The organism is Streptomyces sp. NPDC048441, assembly GCF_043200235.1.
In the GTDB taxonomy this organism is placed as follows: Bacteria; Actinomycetota; Actinomycetes; order Streptomycetales; family Streptomycetaceae; genus Streptomyces.
In genome coordinates this window covers 58,442-75,215 of sequence record NZ_JBICXM010000002.1, presented here as the reverse complement: position 1 = coordinate 75,215, position 16,774 = coordinate 58,442, and the positions used below count along the sequence as shown (strand labels likewise).

Sequence of the window (16,774 nt, the reverse complement as noted above, 5' to 3'; positions counted from 1 at the left end):
GCAGTCGCCGGCCGGCGCCCAGCGCGTCGGCCGACGGCGGACCCACAGCAGAGAAGACGACTGCACGAAGGGGAAGCCATGACAGCGACGACCGACGGAAGCACCGGAGCGGTAGCGCCCCGCGCAGCCTCGGCCAGCCAGCCACTCGACACGACCGCCGCGACGGCGAGGCCGCATGACGCCGCCGCGCGCGCCATACAGCGCTCCACCGATTTCCTGCTGGCGCAGCAGGACGCCCAGGGCTGGTGGAAGGGCGACCTCGACACGAACGTGACGATGGACGCCGAGGACCTGCTGCTCCGTCAGTTCCTGGGAATCCGGGACGAGTCGACCACCCGCGCCGCCGGACTCTTCATCCGCGGCGAGCAGCGCGACGACGGGACCTGGGCCGGCTTCCACGGCGGACCCGGCGAACTCTCCACCACCATCGAGGCGTACGTCGCGCTGCGTCTCGCGGGCGACGCCCCGGACGACCCGCACATGGCGAAGGCCGCCGCCTGGATCCGCGACCAGGGCGGCATCGCCGCGAGCCGCGTCTTCACCCGCATCTGGCTCGCCCTGTTCGGCTGGTGGAAGTGGGACGACCTGCCCGAACTCCCGCCGGAGCTCATCTACTTCCCCAAGTGGCTGCCCCTCAACATCTACGACTTCGGGTGCTGGGCCCGGCAGACGATCGTGCCGCTCACGATCGTCTCCGCCAAGCGCCCCGTCAGGCCCGCGCCTTTCCCGCTGGACGAGCTGCACCTTGACGCGCGCCTGCCGAACCCCGCCACACCCCTTGCTCCTCTGGGGAGTTGGGACGGTGTCTTCCAGCGGCTCGACAAGGCGCTGCACGTCTACCACAAGGTCGCCCCGCGCAAGGTGCGCGAGGCCGCGATGAACAGCGCCGCCCGCTGGATCATCGAACGCCAGGAGAACGACGGCTGCTGGGGCGGCATCCAGCCGCCCGCCGTCTACTCGGTGATCGCGCTGCATCTGCTCGGCTACGACCTGGAACACCCGGTCCTGAAGGCCGGACTTGCGTCGCTCGACCGTTTCGCCGTCTGGCGCGAGGACGGCGCCCGGATGATCGAGGCGTGCCAGTCGCCGGTCTGGGACACCTGCCTCGCGACCATCGCACTCGCCGACGCGGGCGTGCCGGCCGACCATCCACAGCTCGTCAAGGCGGCCGACTGGATGCTGGGCGAGGAGATCGTGCGGCCCGGCGACTGGGCCGTGAAGAGGCCCCAACTGGCACCCGGTGGATGGGCGTTCGAGTTCCACAACGACAACTACCCGGACATCGACGACACCGCCGAGGTCGTCCTCGCCCTGCGCAGGGTGGATCATCCGGACCGCCCGCGCCTGGAGAACGCGATCGCCCGTGGCGTGCGCTGGAACCTCGGTATGCAGTCCAAGAACGGCGCCTGGGCCGCCTTCGACGCCGACAACACGAGCCCGTTCCCCAACCGGCTGCCGTTCTGCGATTTCGGCGAGGTCATCGACCCGCCGTCCGCCGATGTCACCGGGCACGTCGTCGAGATGCTCGCCATCGAGGGCAAGGCGCACGACCCGCGCACCCGGCGCGGCATCGAGTGGCTGCTCGCCGAACAGGAGGCGGACGGCTCCTGGTTCGGGCGCTGGGGCGTCAACTACGTATACGGGACAGGGTCCGTGGTGCCCGCGCTCACCGCGGCGGGCCTGCCGGGCTCGCACCCGGCGCTGCGCCGGGCCGTCCGCTGGCTGGAGTCGGTGCAGAACGACGACGGCGGCTGGGGCGAGGACCTGCGCTCCTACCGCTACGAGGAGTGGCGGGGCCACGGAGCCACCACCGCCTCGCAGACCGCCTGGGCGCTCCTTGCGCTGCTCGCGGCCGGCGAGCGGGACTCCAAGGCCGTGGAGCGTGGCATCGCCTGGCTCGCCGAGACCCAGCTGGCCGACGGCTCCTGGGACGAGCCGTACTTCACCGGCACCGGGTTCCCCTGGGACTTCTCCATCAACTACCACCTCTACCGCCAGGTGTTCCCGCTCACCGCACTCGGCCGGTACGTCAACGGAGAGCCGTTCGCCAGTGCCTCCGGCAAGGGGGGCTGATGGGCCGGACCCCGGCCGGGCCGGACCCCGCGCCGCTGCTGATCGCCTGTGCGCTCGGCATCGAGCACCTCGCCCTGCGCACAGGTGACCGCGGCGGCTCGCACGGGCGGGTCACCGTGCTCCGTACGGGAATGGGCCCCAAGAACGCCGAGCGCGCCGTCATCGACGCGCTGGGCAAGGAGCCGATGCGCCACGCAGCCGTCGTGGCCACCGGCTTCTGTGCCGGGCTCGCCCCCGGTATGCACCCCGGTGATCTGGTCGTCGCCGATGAGACCCGGGACGTACACGGCCGAACACCCTGTGTAGGGACGGAACTGCTGGTCAAGGAGCTGATGCGGGCCGTGCCAGGACGCACCGTGCACACCGGCCCGCTCACCGGCTCCGACCACGTCGTCCGCGGCAACGAACGCGCGGACCTGCTCGCCACCGGGGCGATCGCGGTGGACATGGAGTCCGCCGCGACTCTGCACAGCGCGACACGGGCGGGACAGCGGCCGGTTGCCGCCGTCCGGGTGGTCGTGGACGCCCCACAGCACGAACTCGTCCGTATCGGCACGGTGCGCGGTGGAATATCAGCTTTCCGCGTCCTTCGTGCCGTGCTTCCCGCATTTTTCGAATGGCACCGTTCTTCTTTGCTCCCTCGGAGGTGAGCCAGATGGCCATGCCGCTGCGCCAGACCGTCAAGGTCGCGACGTATCTCATTGAACAGAAGCTCCGCAAGCGTGAGAAGTTTCCGCTGATCGTCGAATTGGAGCCGCTCTTCGCGTGCAATCTCGCGTGCGAGGGATGCGGAAAGATCCAGCACCCGGCCGGAGTGCTCAAGCAGCGGATGCCGGTGGCCCAGGCCGTGGGCGCCGTGCTCGAATCCGGTGCACCGATGGTGTCCATCGCCGGTGGCGAACCACTGATGCACCCTCACATGGACGAGATCGTGCGGCAGTTGGTGGCGAAGAAGAAGTACGTCTTCCTCTGCACCAACGCCATGCTGCTGCGCAAGAAGCTGGAGAAGTTCACGCCTTCCCCGTACTTCGCGTTCGCCGTGCACATCGACGGAATGCGCGAGCGGCACGACGAATCCGTCGCGAAGGAGGGCGTGTTCGACGAGGCGGTGGAGGCCATCAAGGAAGCCAAGAAGCGTGGCTTCCGGGTCACCACCAACTCGACCTTCTTCAGCAACGACACCCCGCAGAACATCATCGAGGTCCTCAACTTCCTCAACGACGAGCTGGAAGTCGACGAGATGATGCTGTCGCCCGCCTACGCCTACGAGAAGGCGCCGGACCAGGAGCACTTCCTGGGCGTCGAGCAGACCCGCGAACTCTTCAAGAAGGCCTTCGCGGGCGGCAACAGGCGGCGCTGGCGTCTGAACCACTCGCCGCTGTTCCTCGACTTCCTCGAGGGCAAGGCGGACTTCCCGTGCACCGCGTGGGCGATCCCGAACTACTCGCTCTTCGGCTGGCAGCGCCCCTGCTATCTGATGAGCGACGGGTACGTCCCCACGTACAAGGAGCTCATCGAGGAGACCGACTGGGACAAGTACGGCCGCGGCAAGGACCCGCGCTGCGCCAACTGCATGGCGCACTGCGGCTACGAACCGACCGCCGTGCTCGCCACCATGGGCTCCCTCAAGGAGTCCATCCGCGCCGCCCGTGAGACGGTCTCCGGAAACCGCGGGTGACGTCATGACCACTGGAACGCCCGTCTCGCTGGGCCTTCCTGAGCTGCCGGTCCGGCCGATCTCGGAGCGTCGCGTCTCGCGGCGCATCGAGGTCGGGCCGGTGGCAGTGGGGGGCGGTGCACCTGTCTCGGTGCAGTCGATGACGACGACGCGTACGTCCGACATCGGGGCGACGCTTCAGCAGATCGCGGAGCTGACCGCGTCCGGCTGCCAGATCGTGCGGGTGGCGTGTCCTACGCAGGACGACGCGGACGCGCTTGCCACGATCGCGCGGAAGTCGCAGATCCCGGTGATCGCCGATATTCACTTCCAGCCGAAGTACGTGTTCGCGGCGATCGACGCCGGTTGCGCCGCGGTGCGGGTGAACCCGGGCAACATCAAGCAGTTCGACGACAAGGTCAGGGAAATCGCACGGGCGGCCTCGCAGACGGGCACGCCCATCCGCATCGGAGTCAACGCCGGTTCGCTCGACAAGCGGCTGCTCGCCAAGTACGGCAAGGCCACTCCGGAGGCGCTCGTCGAGTCCGCCCTCTGGGAAGCCTCACTGTTCGAGGAGCACGGCTTCCGGGACATCAAGATCTCGGTCAAGCACAACGACCCGGTGGTGATGGTCAACGCCTACCGTCAGCTGGCCGCGGCCAGCGACTACCCGCTGCACCTCGGTGTGACGGAGGCGGGTCCCGCCTTCCAGGGCACGATCAAGTCGGCAGTTGCGTTCGGGGCCTTGCTCTCCGAGGGCATCGGCGACACGATCCGCGTCTCCTTGTCCGCGCCGCCCGCCGAGGAGGTGAAGGTCGGCATCCAGATCCTGGAGTCGCTGAACCTCAAGCAGCGCCGCCTGGAGATCGTCTCCTGCCCGTCCTGCGGACGCGCCCAGGTCGACGTGTACAAACTGGCCGACGAGGTGACGGCGGGGCTCGACGGCATGGAAGTGCCGCTGCGGGTCGCCGTCATGGGATGTGTCGTGAACGGGCCTGGGGAGGCCCGCGAGGCGGATCTCGGTGTCGCCTCAGGCAATGGCAAGGGGCAGATCTTTGTCAGGGGCGAGGTCATCAAGACCGTCCCCGAGTCGAAGATCGTGGAGACCCTCATCGAAGAGGCGATGAAGATCGCCGAACAGATGGAGGGCGAGGGGGTCACCTCAGGGGTGCCCGACGTCACCGTGAGCTGAGTTCAACCGGAGAGGGGGACCGAGCATGACCATTCTGGACACCATTCGGGGACCGCGTGATCTAAAGGCGCTGACCGAGGCCGAGCTCGACGAACTGGCCAAGGAGATCAGGGAGTTCCTGGTGCACGCCGTCGCAAGGACCGGAGGTCACCTCGGGCCCAACCTGGGGGTGGTGGAACTTTCCATCGCACTCCACCGGGTCTTCGAGTCGCCGGTCGACCGCATCGTGTGGGACACCGGCCATCAGAGCTATGTACACAAACTCCTGACCGGCCGGCAGGACTTCTCCAAGCTGCGCGGCAAGGGCGGCCTGTCCGGCTATCCCTCGCGCGCGGAGTCAGAGCACGACATCGTCGAGAACAGCCATGCCTCGACGGCGCTCGGCTGGGCCGACGGTCTGGCCAAAGCGCGCCAGGTGCAGGGGGAGCGGGGGCATGTCGTCGCCGTCATCGGGGACGGCGCGCTCACCGGGGGCATGGCGTGGGAGGCGCTGAACAACATCGCGGCCGCGAAGGACCGGCCGCTGATCATCGTCGTCAACGACAACGAGCGTTCGTACGCCCCCACCATCGGCGGCCTCGCCAACCACCTCGCCACGCTGCGTACGACCGACAGTTACGAGCGGGTCCTCGCCTGGGGCAAGGACATACTCCAGCGCACTCCCGTCGTCGGTCACACCGTGTACGAGTCGCTGCACGGCGCCAAGAAGGGGTTCAAGGACGCCTTCGCGCCGCAGGGCATGTTCGAGGACCTGGGACTCAAGTACGTCGGGCCGATCGACGGCCACGACACAGGGGCTGTCGAGTCGGCACTGCGACGTGCGAAACGCTTCCACGGGCCCGTCCTCATCCACTGCCTCACCGAGAAGGGGCGCGGCTACGAGCCCGCGCTCGCCGATGAGGCCGACCGTTTTCACACGGTCGGCGTGATGGACCCGCTGACGTGCGAGCCGCTCGCGCCGTCCAACGGGCCTTCCTGGACCTCGGTGTTCGGCGATGAGATCGTACGCATCGGGGCCGAGCGGAAAGACGTCGTCGCGATCACCGCGGCCATGCTGGGGCCTGTCGGCCTGACGAAGTTCGCCCAGGCCTACCCCGACCGGGTGTGGGACGTCGGGATCGCCGAGCAGCACGCCACGGTGTCGGCGGCCGGGCTCGCGACCGGGGGACTGCACCCCGTCTTCGCGGTCTACGCCACCTTCCTCAACCGGGCCTTCGACCAGCTCCTGATGGATGTCGCGCTGCACGAGTGCGGCGTCACCTTCGTCCTCGACCGGGCCGGGGTCACGGGCGTCGACGGGGCCTCGCACAACGGCATGTGGGACATGTCGATCCTCCAGGTCGTGCCGGGCCTGCGGATCGCCGCACCACGCGACGCCGACCAACTGCGGGCGCAGCTGCGGGAAGCGGTCGCCGTGGACGACGCGCCGACGCTCCTTCGCTTCCCCAAGGAATCGGTGGGCCCCGCGATCCCGGCGGTGGACCGGATCGGCGGCATGGACGTGCTGGCTCAAGACCCGGTGGCGGACGTGCTGTTGGTGGCGATCGGCGTGATGGCGCCTGTCTGTCTGCAGGCCGCGGAGCTGCTGCGGGAGCGCGGCCTCGGCTGCACCGTGGTCGACCCCCGCTGGGTCAAGCCGGTCGACGCCGAGCTGCCCGCCCTCGCCGGGCGGCACCGGGTCGTGGCCGTCGTCGAGGACAACAGCCGGGCCTCGGGGGTCGGAGCGGCGGTCGCCCTCGCGCTGGGCGACGCCGAAGTGGACGTACCCCTGAGGCGGTTCGGCATCCCCGAGCAGTTCCTCCCACACGCCAAGCGGGGAGAGGTGCTCGCGGACCTCGGCCTGACGCCGGTCGAGATCGCGGGCAGGATCAGCGCCACCCTGGCAGCCAAGGAGCACGGAGCATGACCAAGGAGTTCGACCTCGGCAGACTCCTCGCCGAGCGGGGCGCCGAGCGCTACGACCTGCATACGCGGCACCTGAACCATCAGCTGCCGCGCATGTTGCACACGATCGGCTTCGACAAGGTCTACGAGCGGGCCGAGGGCGCGTACTTCTGGGACGCGGAGGGCAACGACTACCTCGACATGCTCGCGGGCTTCGGGGTGATGGGACTCGGCCGCCACCATCCCGTCGTACGCAAGGCGCTGCACGACGTCCTGGACGCCTCGCTCGCCGACCTCACGCGCTTCGACTGCCAGCCGCTGCCCGGACTCCTGGCCGAGAAGCTGCTGACGCACAGCCCGCACCTGGACCGGGTGTTCTTCGGCAACAGCGGCACTGAGGCGGTCGAGACCGCGCTGAAGTTCGCGCGGTACGCGACGGGCAGGCCGAGGATCCTCTACTGCACACACGCCTTCCACGGCCTGACCACCGGGTCCCTGTCGGTGAACGGCGAGTCCGGCTTCCGGGACGGGTTCGCGCCGCTGCTGCCCGACACGGCGGTCCCGCTCGGTGATCTGGACGCGCTGCGGGCGGAGCTGAAGAAGGGCGACGTGGCGGGGCTCATCGTCGAGCCCATCCAGGGCAAGGGCGTGCACGCGGCGCCGCCCGGCTATCTGCTCGCCGCCCAGGAGCTGCTCCACCAGCACAAGGCGCTGCTCATCGCCGACGAGGTGCAGACGGGCCTCGGCAGGACCGGCGACTTCTACGCCTACCAGCACGAGGAGGGCGTCGAGCCGGACCTGCTGTGCGTCGCGAAGGCGCTGTCGGGCGGCTATGTGCCGGTGGGCGCGACCCTCGGCAAGGACTGGATCTTCAAGAAGGTCTTCTCGTCCATGGACCGGGTGCTCGTGCATTCGGCGAGCTTCGGGTCCAACGCGCAGGCCATGGCGGCCGGGCTCGCGGTCCTTTCCGTCATGGACGACGAGAGGACCGTCGAGAACGCGCGCGTGACCGGCGAGCTCCTGAAGTCGCGGCTCGGCGCGCTCGTCGACCGCTATGAGCTCCTGAGCGAGGTGCGCGGCCGTGGCCTGATGGTCGGCATCGAGTTCGGGCGGCCCAACTCGCTGAAGTTGCGCGGCCGTTGGACGATGCTCCAGGCGGCGCGCAAGGGGCTCTTCGCGCAGATGGTGGTCGTGCCCCTGTTGCAGAAGCACCGCATCCTCACGCAGGTCTCCGGAGACCATCTGGAGGTCATCAAGCTGATCCCGCCGCTAACCATCGGGGAGCGGGAGGTCGACCGGTTCGTGGAGGCCTTCACCTCGGTGATGGACGAGGCGCACAGTGGCGGCGGGCTGATGTGGGACTTCGGTAAGACGCTGGTGAAGCAGGCTGTCGCGAACCGCTGAGGCGCGATGGGCCGGACGTCCGGGGTGCGGCGGGCCGGATGGCTTTTGCCTCTGAGGCAAGAAATTTGCCTCGGAGGCAAGCGCCTGGCTCAATCAAGGTATGAGCAACGCCGAGCCCGAACCGCTCGACCCGGAGGCTGCCGAGGCCCTGCCCGCCGTCGCCCCGCAACTGCGTGAGCTGCGGCGCCGTGCGGCACTGACCCTGGAGGCCGCGGCCCGCGCCGCGGGGCTCTCGCCCGCCCATCTCTCCCGCCTCGAGACCGGGCAGCGCCAGCCTTCGCTGCCGATGCTGCTCGCCCTCGCACGCACCTACGGTACGACGGTCTCGGAGCTCCTCGGCGAGACGCCCGCCGACCGGGACGCGATCGTCCGCAGCGCGGACATGGAGCCGACGCGGGCGGGTGGCTGGACCTACTGGCAGGCGGGCGCGCAGGCCCGTGGAATGCAGGCGCTGCGGGTGCACGTGCCGCACGGGGCGCAGGGTGACATCGTGCGCGTCCATCCCGGTGAGGAGTGGCTGTACGTCCTCCAGGGGCGCCTTCGCCTGCGCCTCGGCGACACCGCGTACACGCTCGAACCCGGCGACAGCGCGCACTTCGACTCGCTGACCCCGCACCGGATCGCCGCCGCGGACCACCTCGGTACCGATCTCCTCTTCGTCCACACCCTGCTACAGAGCCCCGCCACCGCGCTGTGTCTCGGCGGGACCCCGCACAGCCCCACCTTGGGAGACCCGCGATGACGGAACGTGAAGCGCAGCAGCCCGAGCCTGCCAAGAAGAGGATGTCCATGGAGGAGAAGTTCCCCCGCGGGCTCTGGGTCCGGCTGATCGTCTACGTGGCGGTGGGCCACCTCTTCGCGGCCTTCATCTACCTGCTGTTCACGATGGGCGCGCAGAACCAGTGAGGTGAAGTGACGGTGGGGCTCAGGTGGGGCTCAGTCCAGGAGGTGCTCGCGGAGCCGCTCGCGGAGCTCCGGGGTCACCTTGAGGCCTTCGGCGAGGTAGGTCTCCGTGTCGCCCCAGGTCTGCTCGATCGTCTCGAAGGCGGCGGCCAGATATTCGGCGCGGGCCTCGAAGAGGGGGCTGAGCAGCTGCATGACCTCGGGGGACATCGCATGGGGTGAGCTGTCGTTGCGGCGCACCTTGTAGCGGCGGTGGGTGGCGTTCGACTCCAGGTAGTCCGCCTCGATGGCGTCGCGCTCGACGCCGACGGCAAGGAGCGTGACGGCGATCGAAAGGCCCGCGCGGTCCTTGCCCGCGGCGCAGTGCATGAGCGCGGGCACGCTGTCGGCGGCCATCTCGTGCAGTATTCGGCTGTGCTCGGCGGTGCGGTCCCTGATGATCTCGCGGTACGTGGCGGAGAGGCGGCCCGCGGCCTGCCCCTCGGAGAGGGCCGCGCGCAGCTGGTCCAGATCGCCGTCGCGGACCATCGTCCAGAACTCGGCGCCGTGGGCCGGGTCGGTCAGCGGCAGGTTCACATTGCGCACGCCGGGCAGCGCGACGTCCGGGCCCTCGAGCCGCTGGTCGGCCGCGTTGCGGAAGTCGTAGATCGTGTGCAGACCCAGGGTGGAGAGGAACGCGGCGTCGGCGGCCGTGGCGTGCGCGAGGTGCCCGCTGCGGAAGAGCCGGCCCTTGCGGACCCGGCGGCCGTCCACGGTCGGAAGTCCGCCCACGTCACGGAAGTTGCGGACTCCGGCCAGCTCGGGCTCTGCCGCCTCCGCCGCCTCGGTCAGCTCAGTCAGCTCTGTAGGCGGGACCTGCTGCGTCACGGGGGCTCCTCCCGTCCGGCCGCCGGCGCGGCTCGCCGGTGGGGGTGCGTCTTCGACCATACGACATAGGTTCCTGAGGCAATCACTGCCAGTGCGGGAACGGTGCCTCACAGGTGATGCCCGTTGCTTCAGGGGCAACGCGGCCTCGATGATGTGCGTACGCGCGCGTGCCTGTTCGGATCGGGTCGGATCTGTGGGGGATTGATGATCGAGGTCGGCGAAAACGGTCGTACGTGGCTGCTCTCCGGGCTCACCAGCAGCTATGCGCTGCGGCTCACGGATGACGACGAGCTGCTGCATCTGCACTGGGGGCCGCGCATCGCACCGGCCGACGCCGAGGCGCTCGCGGCGGAGCCGCTGCCCGCGGAGCGGTCCTTCGAGTCGCGGCTCGACGGGCGCGAGGAGTATCCGGTCGAGGGCGGGCGGCGCTTCGTGTCTCCCGCGCTCTCCGTACGGGGTGCCGGGGTGCGCGGCAGTGAGTGGCGGTTCTCGGAGGCGGTGATCGACGGCGACGAGCTACGGCTCCGATTCGCCGATGACGTACACCAGTTGGGGGTCGAACTCGTCTACCGCACGCGCGGGGTCGTCATCGAGCGGTTCGCCGTACTCCGCCACGAGGGGCCCGCGGACGCACCGGAACTTGAGCTGCTCCGCGCCGACTCCGCGACCTGGACGCTGCCCTCGCGCGAGCACTGGCGGCTCTCGCAGCTGCACGGGCGCTGGGCGGCGGAGTCGCGGCTCGTGCGGTCGGAGATCACGTACGGCGAGAAGGTCATCGGCAGCCGCCGCGGGCACACCGGGCATCAGCATCTGCCCTGGGTCGCGCTCGACGCGGAGGGGGCGACCGAGGAGCGCGGCGACGTCTACAGCTGCGCGCTCGCCTGGTCGGGGTCCTGGCGGATCGGGGTGAGCGGGCTGCCGGACGGCTCCGTGCAGATCACCGGCGGCAGTGGGCACGACGACTCCGGGCAGGCGCTGCTCGCACCCGGCGAGGAGCTCGTGACGCCGGTCTTCGCAGGGCTGTGGAGCGACGGCGGCTTCGGCGGTGCGAGCCGGGCCTGGCACGCCTACCAGCGCGAGCACGTGATCCCGGACGCCGATGTGACGCGGCCCGTGCTCTACAACTCCTGGGAGGCCACCAGGTTCGACATCTCCGAAGAACAGCAGCGGGCGCTCGCCGGGCGGGCCGCGGCGATGGGCGTCGAGCTGTTCGTGGTGGACGACGCGTGGTTCGGGCAGCGGGTCAGCGACCGGGCGGGGCTCGGCGACTGGACGCCCAACCCGGACCGCTTCCCCGGCGGTCTGAAGCCGCTGGCCGACGATGTGCACGCCCTTGGGATGCGGTTCGGGATCTGGGTCGAACCGGAGATGGTCAACCCGGACAGCGACCTCTACCGGGCGCACCCCGACTGGGTGCAGCATCACCCCGGCCGCAAGCGCACGGAGTTCCGCAACCAGCTCGTCCTCAACCTCGCGCGCGAGGACGTCCAGGAGTATCTGTGGGAGCGTCTCGACGCGCTTCTCGCCAGCGCTCCGATCGACTATGTGAAGTGGGACTTCAACCGCTGCTTCACGGACGCGGGCTGGCCGGGCGAGCGCTACCCGCAGCGGATCTGGAACGCCCATGTGCACGCCCTGTACGGCCTGGTGGACCGGCTGCGGGCCGCGCATCCCTCCGTCGCCTTCGAGTCCTGCTCGGGCGGCGGCGGCCGGACCGACCTCGGGATCCTCTCCCGCACCGACCAGGTGTGGACCTCCGACAACACGGACCCCTTGGACCGGCTGACGATCCAGCACGGCTTCAGCCAGCTGCACCCGGCGCGGGTCATGGCCGCCTGGGTCACGGACAGCCCGAACACCCAGCTCAACGGCCGGGTCAGCTCGCTGCGCTTCCGCTTCGTGAGCGCGCTGGCGGGCGTGCTCGGCATCGGCGGCGATCTCACGCAGTGGAGCGCGAGCGAGCTCGCCGAAGCGGGGGAGTGGGTGGATCTCTACAAGGAGATCCGGCCGGTGGTGCAGCTCGGCGACCTGTATCGGCTACGACCGCCGTCGGACGCGCTGAGCGCGGTGCAGTACGTCCACGGCGACGAGACCGTGGTCCTGGCCTGGCTGCGGGCGCAGTCCTACGGCGAGCAGCCGCCCAGGGTGCGGCTGCGGGGGCTCGACCCGGCGGCCACGTACGTGTGCCGGTCGACGGGGGTGGTGCACCGGGGTGCGGTGCTGCTGCACCACGGGCTGCGGACCGGGCTGCGGGGCGACCTGGACGCGGCGGTGTTCCGCTTCCGGCGGGTGTGAGCGGCACCGTGACCCGGGACCGCCGTCTATTCCGGCTTGGACGAATCTTGACCGGTGGCTTATCTCACCCTCCGTCAACCCCTCCCTACGGTGGCGTAGGTCACTTAGCAAGGTGAAAGATATGACGACGTGACAGCAGAGTCGACAACCTTCATCCGTGACACATTCACCTCCTACGCAGCGGTCGGCGACAGCTTCACCGAAGGTGTCGGGGACCCCGGGCCCGACGGTACGTTCGTCGGCTGGGCCGACCGCCTCGCCGTCCTCCTGGACGACCGGGTTCCGGAGCACACCTTCCGGTACGCCAACCTCGCTGTACGCGGCAAGCTCCTCGACCAGATCGTCGCTGACCAGGTGCCTCTGGCCAAGGAGATGGGCCCCGACTTCCTGACGTTCTGCGCGGGCGGCAACGACATCATCCGTCCCGGCACCGACCCGGACGAGGTCGCCGAGCGCTTCGAGCGGGCCGTCATCGGCCTCACGTCCGCGGTCGGTACGGTCATGGTGACCACGGGCTTCGACACCCGCTCGGTGCCGGTCCTCAAGCACCTGCGCGGCAAGATAGCCACGTACAACGGCCATGTCCGTGCGATCGCCGACCGCTACGGCTGCCCCGTCCTCGACCTGTGGTCCCTCAAGACCATCCAGGACCGCCGCGCCTGGGACGGCGACCGGCTTCACCTCTCCGCCGAGGGCCACACGCGCGTGGCGCTGCGCGCCGCCCAGGTCCTCGGACTCGAGGTCCCGGCGGACCCGGACCAGCCGTGGCCCCCGGAGCCGCCGCGCGGCACGCTCGAAGTGCGGCGCGACGACATCCACTGGGCGCGCGAGTACCTGGTGCCGTGGTTCGGACGGCGGCTCCGGGGGGAGTCGTCGGGGGATCACGTGGTCGCGAAGGGGAGCGTGGACCCGTACACCGTGAGGATGCACATTGAGTCGGCGTCCTGAGCGGATCGAGCAGAGTGAAAGCCACCGGTCGACCGGTGGCTTTCGCCATTCGGGTCCCTCCACGCGCGCGTGGATGCCCGATGCGGGTGCCTCCGGACGGCTTCTGTCGGCGGCGGTGCACATAATGGAGATCTGACCTACCCCTTCCAGGAGGTGCTGTGTCCCGTTCGCTGAGCTCTGGGCTCCGCTCGCTCAGGACCGCTCCCTTCGGCGCGGATCCGGCCGGTGAGCGGCTCGCGAGGATCCACCGATCGCCGAACTTCGCCGACGGGTCCTTCCAGAACCCCGAAGGGGCGCGGACCCGGCCCACCGGTTCGTCGCTCGAGTTCGCGAAGATCTACTTCCGTAAGGAGGAGCGGATCCGGCGCGGCCCCACGGGCACCGTCCCCGTGCATCCCACGACCCTCGCCGACCTCGCAAGGCCTCCGGTCAGCGGGTTGCGGGTCACCTGGATGGGGCATTCCAGCGTGCTCGCCGAGATCGACGGGCGGCGGGTGCTCTTCGACCCGGTGTGGGGTGAGCGGTGCTCCCCCTTCTCCTGGGTCGGTCCCAAGCGGCTGCATCCGGTGCCGGTGCCGCTCGCCGCGCTGGGGCCCGTGGACGTCGTGGTCATCTCGCACGACCACTACGACCACCTCGACATGCCCACCATCAAGGCCCTGGTCGGTACGGACACGGTGTTCGCGGTCCCGCTCGGCGTCGGCGCCCACCTGGAGCGCTGGGGCGTACCCGCTGACCGGCTGCGCGAACTCGACTGGAACGAGTCCACGAAGGTGGCGGGCCTGACCCTGACGGCGACGCCCGCACGCCACTTCTGCGGCCGCGGCCTGCGCAACCAGCAGCACACGCTCTGGGCGTCCTGGGCGGTCGCTGGGCCCGACCACCGCATTTACCACAGCGGGGACACCGGCTATTTCGCCGGGTTCCGGGACATCGGCGCGGAGCACGGACCGTTCGACGCCACGATGATCCAGGTCGGGGCCTACTCCGAATTCTGGCCCGACATCCACATGACGCCCGAGGAAGGGCTGCGCGCGCACCTGGACCTCCAGGGCGGTCGTCCTGACGGCGTGCTGCTGCCGATCCACTGGGGCACGTTCAACCTCGCACCGCACCCGTGGTCCGCTCCGGGTGAGGGCACGATCACCGAGGCGGGTCGGGTGGGGGCGAAGATCGCGCTGCCGGTCCCCGGAGAGCCGTTCGAGCCCGCGTCGGACTCCGTTCCCGCCCAGCCGTGGTGGCGCGGGGTCGCGATCGAGCCGGAGAGCGGGTGGGCCGCCACGGAGGATGCCGCCGATGCTGCCGAGCGCGTCGGTCGCTCCGGGCGTGCGGAGCCCGCCGAGGGCACGGGAGAGCCCGAGGCCGCGCGGGTCGGCTGAGGGGAAGGGAGAGGAGATACCGCCGGTGCCGCGGTATCTCCCGAACTCCCGGGGGATCGGGGCGGCCGCGTACGACGCGCCGCCCCTCACTCATGTCCGCTCACTCATGTCCGCGGTCACCCTCGCCTGGAACTGGTGTCCGAAGCCGAATATCAGACAGCCGTACGAGACGTCATACCGGAGCAGGACGTGGGCCACCGGACTTTGTCAACTGCCCCCCGCACATGATGCGTTGGCAACTACCGTGAGTGGCCGCCGGTCGACGCAGGGATCATGTTCACGGCCCTCCCGACCAGCACGGCGATGCCGCGAAGCCACGCGTCGCGCGACCGTCGGAGCCCGTACCCTGACCGAGGACGCTGATGTCTCACCTTCGTGCACCGGCCGCCCGCGCAGACCGCCGTGAGGGCGGACGGCACGGCAGGCCGGGCAGCCGTCCAGCCGCGGCACTCCCCGAGGCACGGATACGGCCCCAACTCCTGCGCATCGCCGTCCTGCCCGCCGTCGCTGTGGCGCTCTGCGCCGGTGCGGCCGTGCTGTTCGTCGTCCGGTCGACCCCCGCCCCGCTCGCCCCCGCACTCCTGCTCATCCTCGCCGCCGCCGGAGCCATCAGCCTGGCGAGCGTCGTGATCGCCGCCGTCGCCGCCGACCGCACGGCGACCTCCGTACGCGACCGTGTCGGCACCCTGCGCCGCACCACCGCACGCGGACAGGCCGACCTGCGCGAGGTCGTCGAACAGCTGCGCCGCGGCGACGGTCCGCCCGCGCGCAGGGCACCCGCGAGGACCGCTCAGGAAGGCGACGAGTTCGGACTGCTCGCCGACGATCTCTCGCGGGCCCAGGACGTCGCCGTCACTGCTGTCGTGCAGGCATCGCAGCTCTCGAGACACGCGGACAGCGAGCAGAAGGTCGAGGTCTTCGTCAATATGGCCCGGCGCCTTCAGTCGCTCGTCCACCGCGAGATCTCGATCCTCGACGATCTTGAGAATGACGTCGAGGACCCGGAGCTGCTCAAGGGCCTCTTCCACGTCGACCACCTGGCCACCCGCATCCGCAGGCACGCCGAGAACCTCGCCGTGCTCGGCGGCGCCATCTCGCGCCGCCAGTGGAGCAACCCCGTCTCCATGACGGAGGTGCTCCGCTCGGCCATCGCGGAGGTCGAGCAGTACTCGCGGGTCAAGCTGGTGCCGCCGATCGCCGGCACCCTGCGCGGCCACGCCGTCGCCGACGTCATCCACCTCCTCGCCGAACTCGTCGAGAACGCCACGGTGTTCTCCGCCCCGCACACCCAAGTCCTGATGCGCGCCAATCTGGTGACGGCCGGTCTGGCCATCGAGGTCGAGGACCGCGGGCTCGGTATGCCCGTGACCGAGCAGAACAAGATGAACCACCTGCTCGCCGACCCCGACCAGGTCAATGTCGCGAGCTTGCTCCAGGACGGCCGGATCGGCCTCTACGTAGTGGCCGCGCTCGCCCGTAGGCACAACATCGCGGTCCGGCTCCAGACCAATATCTACGGAGGCGTGCAGGCCGTACTCATCCTGCCGCAAGGCCTGCTCGGCGCCGACGCGCAGAACGAGCCCGTCCCCGCCGGGCGCCCGCAGCCGGCCCCCGAAGCCGCGCCGCCGGGCGCCCCCGGCGGCGTACAGGAAACGGCACAGGCACCCCCGACGGCGGCGGCCCTCTACGTAGAGCCGGTGTCCGTGCCGCGGCAGCCCCAGCGGGACGCGCCGCTGGGTGCGCCTTCGCACGCACCGGTGACGAACGGCTCCGGGCCCGCCCCGCTCCCCGTACGTGGCAGGGAGGGCAGGCCGACCCCCGCCGAAGCCGTGCCGGGGATCCGTCCGGAGGACCGGCAGGCGGCGGCCGAGCACGCGGGGACACCGCCGACCCCCCTCAACGGAGTCGTGCACGACCGGCTCGGAAAGCCCCGGCTGCCCAAGCGGCGCGCCCAGGAACACATCGCGCCCCAACTGCGGGACGCGCCGACACCCCGCCCGGAGAGCGAGGAGCTGATCGGCCACGACCCGGGTCTGATGGCCGCCTTCCAGCGCGGCATCGGGCTCGCCGCCGCCCAGGAGATGCGCGACCCGGCCGCCGAGCCAGGCCTCGGCGTCCCCCGCGACGGGGGTGACCAGGGTGGCTGAACCACCCCACCCCGCCAGCACCACG

General features: G+C 70.2%; 13 protein-coding genes. 12 read left to right on the top strand and 1 reads right to left on the bottom strand.

Going from position 1 to position 16,774, the window contains the following annotated elements:
- The first annotated feature begins 78 nt into the window (after window positions 1-78).
- The 8 genes from shc to ACGFSB_RS04625 all read left to right on the top strand — a co-directional run bounded on the left by shc (window position 79) and on the right by ACGFSB_RS04625 (window position 9,116).
- The gene (gene shc / locus ACGFSB_RS04660; RefSeq protein WP_393394027.1) at window positions 79-2,073 is read left to right on the top strand and encodes a squalene--hopene cyclase; all 1,995 of its coding nucleotides are present in this window, start codon (window positions 79-81) and stop codon (window positions 2,071-2,073) included.
- Window positions 2,073-2,723, top strand: a complete 651-nt coding sequence (locus ACGFSB_RS04655) for a 1-hydroxy-2-methyl-2-butenyl 4-diphosphate reductase (RefSeq protein ID WP_393394024.1) — start codon at window positions 2,073-2,075, stop codon at window positions 2,721-2,723. The genes shc and ACGFSB_RS04655 overlap by 1 nt, the downstream gene beginning before the upstream one ends.
- Before the next feature lie 5 nt (window positions 2,724-2,728).
- The gene (gene hpnH, locus ACGFSB_RS04650) at window positions 2,729-3,751 is read left to right on the top strand and encodes an adenosyl-hopene transferase HpnH (protein WP_393394021.1); all 1,023 of its coding nucleotides are present in this window, start codon (window positions 2,729-2,731) and stop codon (window positions 3,749-3,751) included.
- Between the two features lie 4 nt (window positions 3,752-3,755).
- Window positions 3,756-4,922 carry a flavodoxin-dependent (E)-4-hydroxy-3-methylbut-2-enyl-diphosphate synthase gene (gene ispG, locus ACGFSB_RS04645; protein ID WP_393394018.1) on the top strand — a complete coding sequence of 389 codons (1,167 nt, stop codon included), beginning with the start codon at window positions 3,756-3,758 and terminating at the stop codon, window positions 4,920-4,922.
- Window positions 4,923-4,947: 25 nt separating this feature from the next.
- Window positions 4,948-6,828 carry a 1-deoxy-D-xylulose-5-phosphate synthase gene (gene dxs, locus ACGFSB_RS04640; RefSeq protein ID WP_393394015.1) on the top strand — a complete coding sequence of 627 codons (1,881 nt, stop codon included), beginning with the start codon at window positions 4,948-4,950 and terminating at the stop codon, window positions 6,826-6,828.
- Window positions 6,825-8,210 carry an aspartate aminotransferase family protein gene (locus ACGFSB_RS04635; RefSeq protein WP_393394012.1) on the top strand — a complete coding sequence of 462 codons (1,386 nt, stop codon included), beginning with the start codon at window positions 6,825-6,827 and terminating at the stop codon, window positions 8,208-8,210. Before dxs ends, ACGFSB_RS04635 begins: the two co-directional genes overlap by 4 nt.
- 100 nt (window positions 8,211-8,310) lie before the next feature.
- Window positions 8,311-8,952 (top strand): helix-turn-helix domain-containing protein, encoded by a 642-nt coding sequence (locus ACGFSB_RS04630; protein WP_393394009.1) that lies wholly within the window; start codon window positions 8,311-8,313, stop codon window positions 8,950-8,952.
- A gap of 41 nt (window positions 8,953-8,993) precedes the next feature.
- The gene (locus tag ACGFSB_RS04625) at window positions 8,994-9,116 is read left to right on the top strand and encodes a DUF6126 family protein (RefSeq protein ID WP_393395731.1); all 123 of its coding nucleotides are present in this window, start codon (window positions 8,994-8,996) and stop codon (window positions 9,114-9,116) included.
- A gap of 30 nt (window positions 9,117-9,146) precedes the next feature.
- Here ACGFSB_RS04625 and ACGFSB_RS04620 read toward each other — a convergent pair whose 3' ends face one another.
- Entirely contained in the window at window positions 9,147-9,980 is an 834-nt protein-coding gene (locus ACGFSB_RS04620; protein ID WP_393394006.1) for a tyrosine-protein phosphatase, read from the bottom strand.
- A 204-nt stretch (window positions 9,981-10,184) separates the two neighbouring features.
- Here ACGFSB_RS04620 and ACGFSB_RS04615 point away from each other — a divergent pair, with 204 nt between their 5' ends.
- The 4 genes from ACGFSB_RS04615 (at window position 10,185) to ACGFSB_RS04600 (ending at window position 16,749) form a co-directional block, all read left to right on the top strand.
- A complete protein-coding gene (locus tag ACGFSB_RS04615) occupies window positions 10,185-12,275 on the top strand; it encodes an alpha-galactosidase (RefSeq protein WP_393394003.1) in 2,091 nt (696 codons plus the stop codon).
- 129 nt (window positions 12,276-12,404) lie between these two features.
- Entirely contained in the window at window positions 12,405-13,223 is an 819-nt protein-coding gene (locus ACGFSB_RS04610) for an SGNH/GDSL hydrolase family protein (protein WP_393394000.1), read from the top strand.
- A gap of 158 nt (window positions 13,224-13,381) precedes the next feature.
- Entirely contained in the window at window positions 13,382-14,602 is a 1,221-nt protein-coding gene (locus tag ACGFSB_RS04605) for an MBL fold metallo-hydrolase (protein ID WP_393393997.1), read from the top strand.
- Window positions 14,603-14,964: 362 nt separating this feature from the next.
- Window positions 14,965-16,749 carry an ATP-binding protein gene (locus ACGFSB_RS04600; protein WP_393393994.1) on the top strand — a complete coding sequence of 595 codons (1,785 nt, stop codon included), beginning with the start codon at window positions 14,965-14,967 and terminating at the stop codon, window positions 16,747-16,749.
- Window positions 16,750-16,774: the final 25 nt, after the last annotated feature.